This is a genomic window from Cupriavidus sp. DF5525 (assembly GCF_040149425.2).
Taxonomy (GTDB): domain Bacteria; phylum Pseudomonadota; class Gammaproteobacteria; order Burkholderiales; family Burkholderiaceae; genus Cupriavidus; species Cupriavidus pickettii_A.
The window spans coordinates 1,336,957-1,352,154 of sequence record NZ_CP168267.1 but is presented as its reverse complement, the minus strand read 5'-3'; the positions used below and the strand labels follow the sequence as shown (position 1 = coordinate 1,352,154).

General features: G+C 60.3%; 11 protein-coding genes and 3 pseudogenes. 11 read left to right on the top strand and 3 right to left on the bottom strand.

Going from position 1 to position 15,198, the window contains the following annotated elements; translation table 11 throughout:
- Positions 1-62: 62 nt before the first annotated feature.
- Positions 63-1,240, top strand: a protein-coding gene (locus ABNX08_RS40805; protein ID WP_374063754.1) for an IS3 family transposase whose coding sequence is annotated in 2 segments (ribosomal slippage) — positions 63-330 and positions 330-1,240 — 1,179 coding nt in all. Because the reading frame shifts where the segments join, the coding sequence is not laid out codon by codon here.
- 248 nt (positions 1,241-1,488) lie between these two features.
- On the opposite strand, the gene ABNX08_RS40800 is transcribed toward ABNX08_RS40805, so the two are convergent.
- Complete coding sequence (locus tag ABNX08_RS40800) at positions 1,489-2,412, bottom strand: LysR family transcriptional regulator (RefSeq protein WP_022540410.1); 924 nt, start codon at positions 2,410-2,412, stop codon at positions 1,489-1,491.
- A 174-nt stretch (positions 2,413-2,586) separates the two neighbouring features.
- On the opposite strand from ABNX08_RS40800, the gene catA reads away from it, so the two are divergent.
- The 9 genes and pseudogenes from catA to ABNX08_RS40755 all read left to right on the top strand — a co-directional run bounded on the left by catA (position 2,587) and on the right by ABNX08_RS40755 (position 9,955).
- Positions 2,587-3,522, top strand: a complete 936-nt coding sequence (gene catA, locus ABNX08_RS40795; protein WP_349606572.1) for a catechol 1,2-dioxygenase — start codon at positions 2,587-2,589, stop codon at positions 3,520-3,522.
- Positions 3,523-3,628: 106 nt separating this feature from the next.
- On the top strand, positions 3,629-4,987 hold the full coding sequence (locus ABNX08_RS40790; RefSeq protein ID WP_349606570.1) for a Rieske 2Fe-2S domain-containing protein: 1,359 nt from the start codon (positions 3,629-3,631) through the stop codon (positions 4,985-4,987).
- Complete coding sequence (gene benB, locus ABNX08_RS40785; RefSeq protein ID WP_022540407.1) at positions 4,984-5,472, top strand: benzoate 1,2-dioxygenase small subunit; 489 nt, start codon at positions 4,984-4,986, stop codon at positions 5,470-5,472. The genes ABNX08_RS40790 and benB overlap by 4 nt, the downstream gene beginning before the upstream one ends.
- A gap of 38 nt (positions 5,473-5,510) precedes the next feature.
- Positions 5,511-6,533, top strand: a complete 1,023-nt coding sequence (benC, locus tag ABNX08_RS40780) for a benzoate 1,2-dioxygenase electron transfer component BenC (RefSeq protein ID WP_349606568.1) — start codon at positions 5,511-5,513, stop codon at positions 6,531-6,533.
- Entirely contained in the window at positions 6,530-7,306 is a 777-nt protein-coding gene (benD, locus tag ABNX08_RS40775) for a benzoate diol dehydrogenase BenD (protein ID WP_349606566.1), read from the top strand. Before benC ends, benD begins: the two co-directional genes overlap by 4 nt.
- A 35-nt stretch (positions 7,307-7,341) precedes the next feature.
- Positions 7,342-7,464, top strand: a pseudogene (locus tag ABNX08_RS40770) (RidA family protein); the annotation flags it as partial.
- A 9-nt stretch (positions 7,465-7,473) separates the two neighbouring features.
- A pseudogene (locus tag ABNX08_RS40765) lies at positions 7,474-7,658 on the top strand (hypothetical protein); the annotation flags it as partial.
- Positions 7,659-7,673: 15 nt separating this feature from the next.
- Positions 7,674-9,074 (top strand): aromatic acid/H+ symport family MFS transporter, encoded by a 1,401-nt coding sequence (locus ABNX08_RS40760; RefSeq protein ID WP_349606564.1) that lies wholly within the window; start codon positions 7,674-7,676, stop codon positions 9,072-9,074.
- Positions 9,075-9,130: 56 nt separating this feature from the next.
- Positions 9,131-9,955, top strand: coding sequence for a 3-keto-5-aminohexanoate cleavage protein (locus tag ABNX08_RS40755; protein WP_349606562.1), 825 nt, complete (start codon positions 9,131-9,133; stop codon positions 9,953-9,955).
- Positions 9,956-10,479: 524 nt separating this feature from the next.
- Here the strand turns inward: ABNX08_RS40755 and panP are convergent.
- Positions 10,480-12,132, bottom strand: coding sequence for a pyridoxal-dependent aspartate 1-decarboxylase PanP (gene panP / locus ABNX08_RS40750; protein WP_349606560.1), 1,653 nt, complete (start codon positions 12,130-12,132; stop codon positions 10,480-10,482).
- Between the two features lie 850 nt (positions 12,133-12,982).
- Here panP and ABNX08_RS40745 point away from each other — a divergent pair.
- Positions 12,983-13,614, top strand: a pseudogene (locus tag ABNX08_RS40745) (LysR substrate-binding domain-containing protein); the annotation flags it as partial.
- Positions 13,615-13,636: 22 nt separating this feature from the next.
- Here the strand turns inward: ABNX08_RS40745 and ABNX08_RS40740 are convergent.
- The gene (locus ABNX08_RS40740) at positions 13,637-15,169 is read right to left on the bottom strand and encodes a class I adenylate-forming enzyme family protein (RefSeq protein ID WP_349606558.1); all 1,533 of its coding nucleotides are present in this window, start codon (positions 15,167-15,169) and stop codon (positions 13,637-13,639) included.
- Positions 15,170-15,198: the final 29 nt, after the last annotated feature.

The window sequence follows — 15,198 nt, the reverse complement described above, 5'->3', positions numbered from 1 at the left end:
GGTCTAATTTCCTCGGACAGGTCGATAGGAGGACAATCCGGAATCGACGAGGAAAGAGCTAGATGACAAGAAGGCGCCGACAATTTGACGCCAGCTTCAAGCTGGAAGTGGTACGGATGGTACGAGACCAGGGATTATCGGTCAGCGAAGTCTGCCGGTCGATGGAACTTGGTGAGACGGCCGTTCGCCGCTGGGTGGCGCAATACGACGCCGAGCGCGCCGGCGGCCCGGGCGAGGGCAAACCGCTGACGGCCGAACAGCAGCGCATTCGGCAGCTCGAAGCGGAGAACCGACAACTGCGCGAGGACAATGCGCTGTTAAAAAAAGCGTCGGCCTTCTTTGCACGAGAACTGAAGTGAGTTATCGCGTGGTAACTCACTTGCAACAGGAGGCCGTATCGGTCAGTAATGCCTGCCGGGTTTTGCAGGTGAGCCGCTCTGGCTACTATGCGCACCGGCGTGCCAAGCCGAGCGCAAAGAGCCTGCAGGAACAGACCCACGTCAAGGCAGCGTTTGCTGCCAGTGGTGCGAACTATGGCAGCCGGCGCGTGATGCATGCGCTGAGGGCACAAGGACTACGTATTGGCCGCTATCGGGTCCGCACGCTGATGCGCGAAACGGGATTGCGCGCGAGATGGAAGCGCAAGTTCGTCTCGACGACCGACAGCAGGCATACGCTACCTGTGGCAGAGAACGTGCTCGACCGGCAGTTTGACGTGGCCGAGCCCAATCGCGCGTGGGTTTCGGACATCACGTATATCCGCACGGCGCAGGGCTGGTTGTATCTGGCGGTCGTGCTGGACCTGTACTCGCGTCGTGTGGTTGGCTGGTCGATGGCTCCCACCATGCCGGCCGGACTGGTCATGTCGGCACTGACCATGGCGTTGCAGCAGCGCCGGCCAGAGCCGGGACTGGTCCTGCATTCCGACCGGGGCAGCCAGTACGCGAGCGATGAATACCAGGCGTTGCTCAAGCAGCATCACGTGGTTTGCAGCATGAGCCGCAAGGGAAATTGCTGGGACAATTCGGTGATGGAACGGTTCTTCCTGAACCTCAAGATGGAACGCGTGTGGCAGCGGCAGTACGCCAACCACGATGAGGCACGGCGCGACATCAACCAGTACATCATCGCTTTCTACAATCCGGTGCGCTTGCACTCCACTTTGGGCTATCTGTCGCCCGCCGCCTACGAGACGGAAACGACAGTGAAAGAACCTATCTGCCTGTCCGAAATAACTTGACCACTACATCGGTCTAAAAAGGCTGTTCGACCGGTCTTCGCAAATGCCCTCAAAGCCGTTGCTCGAAAGCAGGCGGATGTTGACCAATGGTTGGTTGCTGCATTGTCGCCATGAAGTCGACTAGAACCGTGCTTCGACGGAGGTGATTCAGGCGTTCGTGCCTGGAACGACGAATTTGAAGGTTGCAGTATTGCGCCGGCAATATTTGGCAGTCCAAAACCATCATACCTCCCGGAGGTATGACCCTTCTATGACCCCTTGTCCGTGCGAGGCACATAGGGAATCGCCTCTTCCTCGTAGAGTTGATAAATCAGTTCCAGCATTTCCTTGATGTCACGCGACTCATCCATCGCACGCATACTCATGATAATGGGCGAGGTGAGGGTTGGGTCGTCCAGTTCCATGTAGCTCACGTCGTCGCGCTTCAGCCCATAGACGCTGCTGGGGACGACTGAAATCCCTTCTCCCGCCGCGACAAGCCCCAATGCAATCTGCAACTCGCGCACGTCATAGATGCGCCGAGGCGTAAGGGCTCGCTCCTGGAAAGCCGACAGAACCTGGTCCGCGTAGCTTGGCCTCGGTGCCTTGGGGAAAACAATGAGTGTTTCGTAGATGAGGTCCCGAAGCGCGAGCACCGGCTTCGACGTTGAGAGCGGATGACCGACGGGAAGTGCAACGATCATTTTCTCCTCGCGGAGAATCACCCGGCGGATGTTCGCATCCTCGTGTCGAATCCGACCAAACCCTACATCGATGCGTCCGTCCTTGAGGGCGCGAATCTGGTCCATCGTCGACATCTCGTGGAGGCTGAGCTCGACCGACTTGTTCTCGTCCCGGAATCGCCGAATGATCTTTGGAAGCATGCCGTAGAGCGTGGACCCCACAAAGCCGACGGACAGACTGCGCTCGATGCTGCCAACGCGCCTTGTCATTGATTCCAACTCGTTCGTCTGCGCAATGAGATGCACTGCGTGCGAGTAAAAAAACTTGCCTGTCTCGGTGAGCTTGAGCGGACGAGAGCTTCGTTCGAATAGCTGCACCCCCAGCGATTCTTCGAGCTGCTGTATTTGGCGGCTTAACGGCGGCTGCGCAATGTGGAGCCGCTTTGCTGCGCGCGTGAAGTTTCGCTCTTCGGCAACCGCTACAAAATAGCGGAGATGTCGCAGCTCCATACAATACCTCCGAGATATGATCCGATACTAAAACGGTGTTGGACTGACCTGTTTGCCATCCTCTATTCTGCCATCACGCTCTGTTTCGTCGCCGCATTATACCTTCTGAGTACACTCAGACCGGCCTGAAACAAGGGTTTACCCCACCAAAACACAGAAAGTTTAGGAGCAGACATGAGTGTCAAAGTGTTCGACTCGAAGGAAGTGCAGGACCTGCTGAAGGCCGCTGCTAATCTGGGAAGCCAGGATGGCAACGCTCGTACCAAGCAGATTACTCATCGTCTGCTGAGCGACCTCTTCAAGGCCATCGACGACTTGGACATGACGCCCGACGAGATTTGGGACGGTGTGAATTACTTCAACAAGCTCGGACAAGATGGTGAGGCGGCCCTCTTGGCCGCTGGCCTTGGTCTCGAGAAGTATCTCGACATCCGCATGGATGCAGAGGACCGTGAAGCTGACATCCACGGTGGCACGCCGCGCACTATCGAAGGCCCGCTGTATGTTGCTGGCGCCCCGGTGCGCGATGGCGTCTCTAAGATTGATCTCAATGCGGACGAAGACGCGGGTCCGCTCATCATCCGTGGCACGGTGACCGGACCGGACGGCAAGCCCGTGGCCGATGCGGTCGTCGAATGCTGGCACGCCAACTCCAAGGGCTTTTACTCGCACTTTGATCCGACCGGCGCGCAAGACGATTTCAACCTTCGCGGCGCGGTGAAGACCGGGGCTGACGGCAAGTACGAGTTCCGCACGCTGATGCCCGTTGGCTACGGCTGTCCGCCGCACGGCGCCACGCAGCAGTTGCTTGACGTGATTGCCCGCCACGGCAACCGCCCGGCGCACGTACACTTCTTCGTAACGAGCGACAAGACTCGCAAGCTCACGACGCAGATCAACATCGAAGGCGATCCGCTGATCTGGGACGACTTCGCTTATGCGACTCGCGAAGAGCTTGTGCCGCACGTTGTCGAGAAGACGGGCGGCGCTGCGCTCGGCCTCAAGGGCGACGCGTACAAGGAAATCGAATTCAACATCGAGCTGACTCCACTGGTGCAAGGCAAGGACAACCAGCTTGTGAATCGCCCTCGCGCATCCGCCACGGCATAACCTCTCACGCGGCGGCCTCTCTCGCCAGGCCGCCGACTTCCCCGCACGAACTATCTGAACCGATGCCAAAGGGCTTGACCACGAAGCCCGCATAGGGAGACGACTCATGTCCGCAACTATTGATAAAGCACGGAAACTGGACGACTTGCTGAGCAACGCCGTTCAGGATGACAAGGAAAATGGCGTCTTCCGTTGTCGCCGCGACATCTTCACGAACGCCGATTTGTACGAACTCGAGATGAAGCACATCTTCGAGAGCAACTGGGTCTATCTCGCGCACGAAAGCCAGGTACCGAACAATAACGATTACTACACGACGTGGATTGGTCGTCAGCCGATTGTCATCACGCGTGACAAGGCCGGTGAGTTGCACGCGGTCATCAACGCATGTGCTCACAAGGGCGCCATGCTGTGCCGTCGCAAGCACGGCAACAAGGGCAGCTTCACTTGCCCGTTCCATGGCTGGACGTTCTCGAACGCCGGCAAGCTTCTGAAGGTAAAGGACGAGAAGACCACCGAGTATCCGGTGCAGTTCAACAAGCAGGGCTCGCACGACCTGAAGAAGGTCGCGCGTTTCCAGAACTATCGCGGTTTCCTGTTTGGCAGCCTGAGCGAAGACGTGATGCCGCTCGAGGACTATCTCGGCGAGACGAAGGTCATCATTGACCAAATCGTCTCGCAGGCGCCGGATGGTCTCGAAGTGTTGCGAGGCAACTCTTCGTACATCTACGACGGCAACTGGAAGATGCAGATGGAAAACGGTTGTGACGGCTATCACGTCAGCACCGTGCACTGGAACTATGCCGCAACGATGGGCCGCCGCCATGTCGAAGGCACCAAGGCCGTCGATGCAAATGGTTGGAGCAAATCGGTTGCGGGCGTGTATGGCTTCGAGCATGGCCATATCCTGCTTTGGACCAACACGATGAATCCTGAAGTGCGTCCTGTCTATCAGAATCGCGACGAAATCGCTGCTCGTGTCGGCGAAGACAAGGCTAAGTACATCGTGAATCAGACACGAAACCTGTGCTTGTATCCGAACGTGTTCCTGATGGATCAGTTCAGTACCCAGATTCGCGTCGTCCGTCCGATCAGTGTTGACAAGACGGAAGTTAGCATCTTCTGCTTCGCACCGAAGGGCGAAAGCGCAGAAAGCCGCGCGATCCGCATTCGTCAATACGAAGACTTCTTCAACGTCTCGGGCATGGGCACCAGCGACGACCTCGAAGAGTTCCGTGCGTGCCAGGCGGGTTACGCCAGCACGACGTCGATGTGGAACGACATGTCGCGCGGGGCGCCGTTGTGGGTCCATGGACCTGACGCGAATGCGAAGGGCATGGGCTTGAACCCGCTTATCTCGGGCGAGCGCAGCGAAGATGAAGGTCTCTTTGTGGTTCAACACGAATACTGGATGCAGGTGATGCGCGAAGCCCTGCGGAAAGAACAGGCGGAGGCAGCCGTATGAGCATCGACTATCAAAAGATCTGTAGCGCGCTCTTTCACGAGGCACGCTTTCTGGATGATCGTCAGTGGGACGAGTGGTTGGCGTGCTACACCGAAGACGTCACCTACTGGATGCCGGCCTGGGATGACGATGACAAGCTCACCGAAGACCCGCAAAGCGAAATTTCTCTGATGTACTACTCGGACCGCGGCGGCCTGGAAGACCGGGTGTTCCGTATCAGAACCGAGCGCAGCAGCGCGTCGATGCCGGAGCCGCGCACCAGCCACCACGTTACCAATATCGAAGTGCTGGCGGAGCGGGATAACGAAGTCGACGTTCGATACAACTTCAACACGTTGAGCCATCGTTACAAGGTCACGGATCAGTATTTCGGCACCGCCTACGTCACCTTCCGCAAAGTTGACGACCGTTTGCTGATTTCGAGCAAGAAGATTGCGCTCAAGAACGACTATATCCGCCAGGTGCTGGACGTCTACCACGTCTGATGCCACGGGTTGGAATGAGAAAGGACGCAGGAGGTAACATGTCCAGCTACAACATCGCACTGAACTTTGAAGACGGCGTGACCCGCTTTGTCGAATGTAAGGCCGGCGAAAAGGTTCTCGATGCCGCTTTTCGCGCCAAGATTAACCTGCCGATGGATTGCTCCGACGGCGTGTGTGGCACCTGCAAGTGCCGCGCCGAGAGTGGCAGCTACGACTTGGGCGACGACTTCATTGAGGACGCGTTGAGCGACGACGAGAAAGCTGGCGGTCTCGTGCTCACGTGCCAGATGGTTCCCCAGAGTGACTGCGTCATCGCAGTTCCGGCATCGTCGACGATGTGCAAAACCGAGCAAAGCAAATTCACTGCGACGGTCACGAAAGTCGCACAGCACAATGATGCGGCAGTGGTCCTTGAGTTGGACGTGGACAGCATCCCTCCGGTCTTCCTCGCTGGCCAGTATGTGAACATCGACGTCCCCGGCAGCGGAAAGCATCGGTCATACTCATTTTCGTCCGCGCCGGGCGCATCGAAAATCAGTTTCCTGATCAAGAAAATCCCTGGCGGCGTGATGAGCACCTGGCTCGAATCGGCGCAGCCAGGCCACAAGGTGCAACTGACGGGCCCCCTGGGCAGCTTCTACCTCCGGGCAGTGGAGCGTCCCTTGTTGTTCCTGGCTGGCGGCACGGGCTTGGCCCCATTTCTGTCGATGCTGGAAGTCCTGGTTCGCGCGAACTCCGAGCAGAAGGTGCATCTCATCTACGGCGTGACACGAGACCTCGATCTTGTCCAGGTTGAGGCTATCGAGGCGTACGTCGCGAAGTTGCCGGACTTTACGTTCAGCACCGTGGTCGCAGAAGCGGAATCGAGCCATCCCCGCAAGGGCTGGGTGACCCAGCATATGCCGGCTGAATGTCTGAACGATGGTGATGTTGACGTGTACCTGTGCGGACCTCCGCCGATGGTCGACGCGGTGCGCAAGTATTTCGACGACAACGGTGTGAAGCCCAACAGCTTCCATTACGAGAAGTTCACGCCCAACGCAGCCCCGGTGACCCCATGAGCGCCAAGCGATTCGAAGGCAAGGTGATGGTGGTCACCGGTGCCGCCCAAGGTATCGGGCGCGGCGTCGCTCTACGCGCTGCGGCTGAAGGTGCGAAGGTTCTGTTTGTCGACCGCGCCGATTTCGTCTCCGAGGTCGCAGCGGAAGCAGTTGGGGCCGACACTGCCGGCTTCATTGCCGACCTCGAGACCTATGAAGGCGCAGCCTCCACGATGGCCTTCGCTGTGGAGAAGTTTGGTCGAATTGACATTCTGATAAACGGCGTCGGCGGGGCCATTCGTATGCGGCCTTATGCCGAGTTCGAACCGGCTCAGATTGATGCAGAAATCCGCCGTTCGCTCATGCCGACCTTGTACGGCTGCCACGCGGTGCTTCCGCACATGCTCGCTCAAGGACGCGGAACCATCGTCAACGTTTCCTCGAATGCAACGCGCGGCATCCGTCGCGTGCCGTATTCGGCTGCAAAGGGCGGCGTCAACGCGCTAACCCAGTCGCTTGCGATGGAGTATGGCGAGCACAACATCCGTGTGGTCGCTGCGGCACCCGGTGGAACCGAGGCGCCTCCCCGGCGCGTGCCTCGCAACGCGGCTGGAGATAGCGAGCAGGAGAAGACGTGGATGAGCGAGGCGGTGACACAAGTTACTGAGTCCACCTTCTTCAAACGCTACGGCACACTCGACGAACAAATCGCGCCGATTCTCTTTCTTGCGTCTGACGAAGCAGGCTACATCACAGGCGCCGTGCTGCCGGTTGCGGGCGGCGACAACGGCTAGAACTCGTCGAAGAGGTGACGGTAGGGGACGCGACAGTGAACGAACGTAGAGCCATTGTTCCTGCTGGGATGGAAGCGGTTCACAAAGAGATTCGGTACGCGCCTGCTGTGAAGGTCGGGAGCGCTGTGTCCGTCTCTGGCCAGATTGATCGTGGCGCTAATCCGAGCATAAAGGCTTTCGTAAAGAACCGTCTCGCTCCCTACAAGTATCCGCGCACCATCACATTCACATTTTGCTCACGCTGCCCAAGACGGCGACCGGCAGGATCCAACGCTTCAGGCTCAGAGAGCTGGAGGCCAACCCTGTGGGAACCGCAGACGCCGCAGGGATGCCGCGACCATTCCTAGAATAAGGGAGGAGACAAATCATGCGTCATATTGATGTTCACAAGTTCGCCGACGACGCGCGCTTCAAAAGATTCCATGCTGGCCTGTTGTTCTGGTGCGCGCTCATCATCATCTTTGACGGCTATGACCTGGCCGTCGTGGGCATCGCGCTCCCATCCATCATGAAAGACATGGGCGTCGATGCGACCAGCGCCGGCTTCATGATCAGTTCCGCGCTGTTCGGCATGATGTTCGGCGCAGTCATCATGGGAACCATTGCCGATCGCATTGGCCGGCCCAAGGCCATCGCAGTCTGTATCGGACTCTTCAGCGTCTTTACTGCTGCGGCGGGAATGACGCATGATCCGATCACGTTCAGCATTACACGCTTCCTTGCCGGATTGGGAATCGGCGGTGTGATGCCCAATGTCGTCGCTCAGATGACAGAGTTCTCTCCGCGCAAGATCCGCGGAACCATGGTCACGCTGATGTTTAGCGGGTATTCCGTAGGGGGGATGCTCGCAGCAATCATGGGCAAATCACTGATCGAGACGTACGGTTGGCAATCGGTATTCCTGGCTGCGAGCGTTCCCGTACTTATCATCCCTGCTGTGTTAAAGCTGATGCCGGAGTCACTGCCCTTCCTGATCCAGCGCAATCGTCTGGACACTCTCAAAGCGGTACTGGTCCAGATGGACCCCACCTACCGCGCTCAGATGACAGACCGGTTCGACTTGCCGCAGGCCGAGAAAGGGGCCAGCGCTCCCATCAGTATGCTGTTCCGTGATGGCCGGGGCTTCAGCACCGTGATGCTATGGGTCGCCTTCTTCATGTGCCTGTTCATGGTCTATGCATTGAGCTCCTGGCTCGCGAAACTCATGGCTGGCGCGGGCTATAGCCTCGGCTCGGCATTGACGTTCGTCCTGGTGTTGAACTTTGGCGCGATGGCCGGCGCAATCGGAGGTGGTTGGCTGGCAGACAAGTTCAATATCAAATACGTGCTGGTTGGCATGTACGCACTCGCCGCGATATCGATCACGCTGCTTGGCTACAAGATGCCGACCGGGGCCTTGTTCGTCGTGGTCGCGCTTGCCGGAGCCTCCACGATCGGCACGCAAATCGTGACGTACGCATATGCAGGGCAGTTCTACCCAGCTACCGTCCGGGGCACGGGCATTGGCTGGGCATCCGGGGTCGGCAGAAGCGGCGCAATCCTGGCGCCCATTGTCATCGGCGTGCTGGTAAGCATGTCCCTGCCACTCCAGCAGAATTTCGCCGCAATGGCAGTGCCTGCTGTCATCGCCGTGCTGGCTGTGCTCCTGATCGACCATAATCGGTCGGCATCGCTGATCGACAGCAGGTCGAGCCAGGGCGCAGCGGATTCAGAACGGACGGTCGTTCTAGACGGCGCCAAACCAGTGCAGAGGTCGCCTTATCGGTGACCCTGAAGGCACCTAAAAATACCGCGTCCGCGCTACCTAATCTACTGAGATCAAGCATGAACAAGCCTTGCATCATTTCTGTTGCGATCACGGGATCACTGCCTCGCAAAAAAGACAATCCGGCTGTACCAATCACGGTGAGCGAGCAGGTGGAGTCGACCCAGGCGGCATTCGAAGCCGGGGCGACCCTGGTTCATCTCCACGTACGCAACGATGACGAAACTCCCACGTCAAATCCCGATCGTTTCGCCCTGGTGCTAGAAGGCATTCGCAAGCACGCGCCGGGCATGATCACCCAAGTGTCCACCGGTGGCCGCTCCGGGGCCGGCAATGAAAGAGGCGCTATGCTATCCCTGCGACCGGACATGGCATCCTTGGCCACCGGCTCCGTCAACTTCCCGACCCGGGTCTATGACAATTCGCCCGACCTGGTCGACTGGCTCGCCGCCGAAATGAAAACCTACGGCATCAAGCCCGAAGTCGAGGCGTTTGACCTGTCGATGATCTTCCAGGCCGCAGCTATGCAGGCAGCCGGCGCGATCGTCGGTCCCCTGCATATCCAATTTGTCATGGGCATCAAGAACGCAATGCCTGTTGATCGCGAAGTGCTTGAATTCTACGTTCGTACCCTTAAGCGCCTTTCGCCCGATGCGACATGGACCGGCGCAGGCATCGGTCGAAATCAACTGACGATGGCTCGCTGGTCTCTCGAACTAGGGGGGCACTGCCGCACCGGGCTCGAGGACAATGTGCGGATGGACAAGAATACGCTCGCCCCGTCCAACGCCGCGCTTGTGCGCCAGGTTTCCGAGCTTTGCGAGGAGTACGGTCGCCCCGTCGCGACCGCAGCCCAGGCTCGCGAGATCCTGAATTTGTGCTGAACCACCCATTCCCGCATCGCTGACGTGAGGTGTAGTAAAAGTAAAAATGGGTCTCCCGCACTTTGTGTGACGGCCGCGTCGAGGGCTTGATTTCGGGCCGATCTGGCTTTACGTTGATCGTTACCATGAGCCAGGTTCTCGGTGGGACCAACGTATTCTCGCCCGTGTGGGTAAGCGCGTCGTCTCCAGCGACGCGCGACGGGAGGCGACCATTCCATCTACACTTCACGCTTATAGTGAAGGTGAGCGTGGTCATGATGGTCATGTAAACGGTCATTGGTACGGCAACACTCAACGGGTTCAACCCAGAAAGCTATTTCTGGTGCGAATCGCCGCTCACCATCAACCGGATCAACGAACTCCTGCCTTGGCCGGTCGCTACAGAACTGCAGCCGCCCATTGACACTGCATTCGCCTAACTACCGAAGAGCCCACCGAATCTACGAGTCAGTCGATGACGGTACTCGGCGGACCGTTACCAGCGACACACGGTCGACGAATGGCGCCCGCCAGCTGCAAATGCCTCACTCGGCTTCCGGCGCCGCGACCAGCGCCATCAGCGGCGCCATGCATGGGCTGGCCGCCGCCAGCGCGCGCTGTTCGTCGAGGATGTCCTGCAGGATGGCATGCGTCGTATCCGGGTTGGCCAGCACCACGCGGAAAACGGCAATCGGGCGGTCACCCCACTGAGTCGACATCAACTGCGTGCGCGATACGAACGAGCGGCCGGCATCGCGCTGCATTTCCTGAATGTTGATGGTCAGCGCATCCAGCGCGTCCAGGATCTTCTCGCGCCTGTCGGCCGAAGCCGTTGCCAGCGCGGCACGCACGGTCTCGGGCACATGGCGATAGGTCAGGATGCAAAGCTGCGGGTGGCTGTCGAGCTCGAAATCCGGCTGCTGCGCAATCAGGGATGCAAAGTAGTGGGCGTTATCGATGCTACGATCGATCAACTGCGCCAACCCCTTGCGACCGAGCAGATGAAGGTTCGCATAGAGCATGACTGCCGCCGCGCCGCGCGATCCTTCGAGCGTATGGCGCCCCAGGTCCACCGAGCCCTTGCGCACGATGTAGTTCGCATGCTGGATGATTTCCTGCGTCCACGCCGGGCTCCGGAACAGCACCATGCCGGCACCCATCGGCACGTAGAACTGTTTGTGCGCATCGATGACGACGGAATCGGCGCGCTCGATGCCCGCGAAGCGCCAGCGCTCGCGCTCCGACAGCAGTGTTGCGCCGCCCCATGCGGCATCCACGTGGAAATGGCAGCCGGCCTCATGAGCAACATCCGCAATCGCATCGAGCGGATCGACCGCGCCCGTCTCCGTCGTCCCCGCTATGCCAACGATCGCCATCGGCCGGATGTTGCGCTGCTGCAGGTCACGCAGGGTGTCGCGCAGCAGGTCGATGCGCATGCGACCGTCTGCATCGACCCCGACCGGCACGAGATTGTCGCGCCCGATGCCAAGGACATCGGCTGCCTTTCGCAACGAGTAGTGTCCGCGCTCCGAGACGACGATTGCAAGCCCGTCATGGCCGTAATGGCGTAGTGCAGCCATCAGTCCGGCGCGATGGATGCCGGCGAAGCCATCACGCGCGCCCAGCAAGTTGTTGCGGCTCGCCCATAGCGCGGTGAGGTTGGCGACCGTGCCGCCAGAACAGATCGCGCCGAGCGCGTGGTCGGCATCGTGCAGCCATCTCGCATAGAACGTGCTGTCCTGCCCAAACACCAGCTTGTGCAGCATGCCGATGACCTGGCGCTCGAGCCCTGTCAGCGCGCCCGAAGTCTCGAGCTTCACGACGTTCTGGTTCAGCGCTGCCACCACCTTGGCGAGCGAGGGCATGAACGACGGCAGCGACGACGTCATGTGTCCGACGAAAGTTGGAGATGCCACGGGCATCACGTGCCGAAACACGTCGTTGAGCAGATGATCGGCATGCGCTTGCGGCGATGTCGGAGTCTCGGGCAGCTCAACCGACGCGAACACCGCCTCGCGTGTGCCGCACTCGCCAACCGGATCAAAACGCTCGCCCGCAAAGAAATCCGCCGGATGCTCGGCGATCAATCGCTCGAGCGATTCGAATGCACCCCGATCCGCGTCGAACCAGCGCAAGGGGCAGTCGTTGCCCCCGTCCGTGCTTTGTGAGGTCTCTTCGCGAGAGCTGTCCGGCTTCATTTGCATCACCCAGTTCAATCCCGTAGCGCCATGGTGCGCCGGGCATTATGCCGGATCGGACGGATGCAGATTGGCCGAGGGCCCCGACCGACACGTTTGGCGACGTCGCCGCTGCCCGTTGATGACCATCAATCGCCTTCTCTATTGGGCGCCCTGCGGAGCGGTCAGCACCAGCACCCAATACCAGTGGGTCTCTGGAGATGATCGCACGCCTCAAGAGGGTGAGTATCCATTGATGGATGCAGGGCGCGCCTCGCTGTCACTCCGATTGCTTCAGCAGCCGGGACAGTACGGCTAGCTGCGCCAAGCGCGCGCCCGAGCAGCTGCCGTCGCGTGCATAAAAGCCACGTTCTTTATTACTTCTGGGAATATGTGTCATTTCCAGGCTTTCTCCCGGCACGCCCCCGTGTCGGGTGTCTGAAAGTTCTGGTTCCCGAAAAGTAAAATCCCCGCACTCTGGGGAAGTGTAGGGTTCGGGAGAGCGGAAGCGGGTTGGGGGAGGGTGTCCCCGACCGGGATCTGCAGCCCTCAGAGGGGGCGCGGTCGGACGCAATGTCGTACCTGGCGCCGTCCGTATAAGTGTGGAATTTGCCACTTTTTGCGCCGTCAGTATAAACATCGTACTTCCCAGATCGCGCGCCGTCAGTGTAAGTATCGAATTTGCCACTCTTGGCAAATACCGGAGCGGCCGCCAGGGTGGCAGCGAGTGCGGCGACAGCGACTAGGGCACGGCGATTGGTATTCATGGCTCACCCCTTTCTTCAAACTGGTGAATGCCATTCCTTTGGTTCAGTGCTTGTTGCACCGCGGCATTCGATGAGTGCCATATTAGGGATTCCCCTTGTGGCGGGTGAAGGGCCATGTGCGCGTTTTTGCCAACACGACCGCGATGAGCGAGTTCCTGCCTGCGTGCTGCGTACCTACCTTGTCAACCATCCCGACGTGACCATCGACATGCATGAACGGCTGAGCCCGGACATCGTGCGCGCCGTCCAGGAGGGGATGGTCGACATCGGCATCATTGCTGGCAATGTACGTACCGAAGGGCTGGAAGCGATGCCTTACCGGCGCGACCGTCTAGTGCTTGCCACCGCATTGAGCAATCCGCTGGCCGAGAGCACTGACGTCGATTTTATCGATACGCTGGACTATGACTTCATCGGCCTGCCGGAAGCCAGCGCGATCCACAACTTCCTCAAGCGCGCTGCGGCGGACCTGCAGCGCGAACTGCGTTGGCGCGTCCAGGTCAGCAACTTCGAGACCGCGTGCCGGATGGTCGAGGCAAATGTCGGTGTCGGCGTTCTGCCCGAGAGCACCGCCGCGCGCCACGCCAATACGATGGCGCTGCGCATCGTCAAGCTCAACGACGAATGGGCCGAGCGCAAGCTGCAGATCTGCGTGGCCGAACTTGGCGCCTTGCCGCTGTTTGCGCGCAAGCTGGTCGACCTGTTGGTCGAGGACGGCCTCGGGCGCCAGGACTGACGGCGCCCCTCAGCCGCAGCCGCTACTTCTGTTCCGCGACCAGCTGCCTGAGCTGGTGCTTGAGCAGCTTGCCGCTGGCCGTGGTGGGGATGGTGGCCACGCGCAGGATCTTCTCCGGACGCTTGTATGGCGACAGGCGATCGATCAGATATTCGTGCAGCGCCGCCGCGTCAAACTTCTCACCATCCTTGATTTCGACGAAGGCAATCACTTCCTCGTTGCCGTCTGGGGTCGGCTGGCCGACCACGGCGGACAGGCGCACGGACGGATGGGTGTTGATGACCGATTCGATCTCGATCGGATAGACGTTGAAGCCGGAACGGATGATTAGGTCCTTGGTGCGGCCGACGATAAACAGCGCGCCGTCAGGACCCAGCCGGCCAAGGTCGCCAGTGTTGAGCCAGCCGTCGGGGCGTAGCGCCTCGGCGGTCAGTTCCGGTGCGCGATAGTAGCCGCGCATCACGCCCGGTCCCCTGACCCACAGTTCGCCCGGTTCGCCCTCCGGCACCGGCATGCCGTCAGGGCCGACCACCTGAAGTTGGGCGCCTTCGACGATCTCTCCCGCCGAGCAATCGCTGCGCGGCCGGTCCATGCGCGTCACGAACAGCGAGCCGGCATACTCGGTCATGCCGTAGCCATGGTGCAGCGGCTGGCCGAACATGGCCTCGGCTTCCTGCTTGAGCGTCGGGTCGAGCGGCCCGCCACCGGTGTACAGGTAGCGCAGCCTTGGCGACGGCGCCAGCGGCAAGCCGCTCGCGCGTACGTGCGCGACGATGCGGTTAAACATGGTCGGCACGCCCTGCAGCAGCGTGATCGCACCTTGACGGATCGCCGCGGTGACGTCGGCCGCATTGAAACGCGCGCTCAGGTACAGGCTGGCACCGGCCTGGAAGGTCGAGACCAGCAGCGTGCCCAGCCCGAACACGTGCGACATCGGCATGACCGCATAGGCGCAGTCGTCGGCCTGCATGCGGCGGGATTCCACCGTGACGCGGGCAAAGTGCAGCAGGCCCCGGTGCGTGACCATCACGCCCTTGGGCTGACCGGTGGTGCCGGAGGTGTAGATCAGCGCGGCCACCTCGCGCGCCAGCGCTTCCGGCTCACGCTCGCTGGCCGCGTCGACGGCGCCGGCCATCAGCGGGCCAAGGCCGGCGGGGGCGATTTCCCGTGCCCGGTAGCGCACGCCGTGCCGCAGCGCGTCAGGCGAGGCGGCATGGGTAAACAGCATCAGGCGCGGTCGGCAATGCGCCCGGATCACCTCGATCTCGCGTTCCGACACGCGGGCGTTGACCACCACCGGCCACGCGCCCAGCTCCGACAAGGCGAACACCAGCGTGATCACGGCCAGGCAGTTCTCGGCCGCGACCAGCACCCGGTCGCCGGTGCCGACGCCCTGCGCTTCAAGATAGCGTTGCGCGTCCTCGATCCCTGCCCACAACTGCGCGAAGGTAACGGTGCGGCCGTCCTCGAACACGGCCGCATGGTCGGGGGTCTGGGCGGCCCAGTGGCGTGGGATGTCGCTGATCCGTTTGGTGGTGTCTCGGTCCGGGGGCATCTCGCGGAAATCCTTGTGCGGGGTAGAAA

Excerpts from the sequence above, each read along its gene's own strand:
- benC (WP_349606568.1), top strand. The coding sequence starts at position 5,511 with ATGTCCAGCTACAACATCGCACTGAACTTTGAAGACGGCGTGACCCGC.
- panP (WP_349606560.1), bottom strand. The coding sequence starts at position 12,132 with ATGAAGCCGGACAGCTCTCGCGAAGAGACCTCACAAAGCACGGACGGG.
- ABNX08_RS40760 (WP_349606564.1), top strand. The coding sequence starts at position 7,674 with ATGCGTCATATTGATGTTCACAAGTTCGCCGACGACGCGCGCTTCAAA.
- catA (WP_349606572.1), top strand. The coding sequence starts at position 2,587 with ATGAGTGTCAAAGTGTTCGACTCGAAGGAAGTGCAGGACCTGCTGAAG.
- ABNX08_RS40800 (WP_022540410.1), bottom strand. The coding sequence starts at position 2,412 with ATGGAGCTGCGACATCTCCGCTATTTTGTAGCGGTTGCCGAAGAGCGA.
- ABNX08_RS40790 (WP_349606570.1), top strand. The coding sequence starts at position 3,629 with ATGTCCGCAACTATTGATAAAGCACGGAAACTGGACGACTTGCTGAGC.
- ABNX08_RS40755 (WP_349606562.1), top strand. The coding sequence starts at position 9,131 with ATGAACAAGCCTTGCATCATTTCTGTTGCGATCACGGGATCACTGCCT.
- ABNX08_RS40740 (WP_349606558.1), bottom strand. The coding sequence starts at position 15,169 with ATGCCCCCGGACCGAGACACCACCAAACGGATCAGCGACATCCCACGC.
- benD (WP_349606566.1), top strand. The coding sequence starts at position 6,530 with ATGAGCGCCAAGCGATTCGAAGGCAAGGTGATGGTGGTCACCGGTGCC.
- benB (WP_022540407.1), top strand. The coding sequence starts at position 4,984 with ATGAGCATCGACTATCAAAAGATCTGTAGCGCGCTCTTTCACGAGGCA.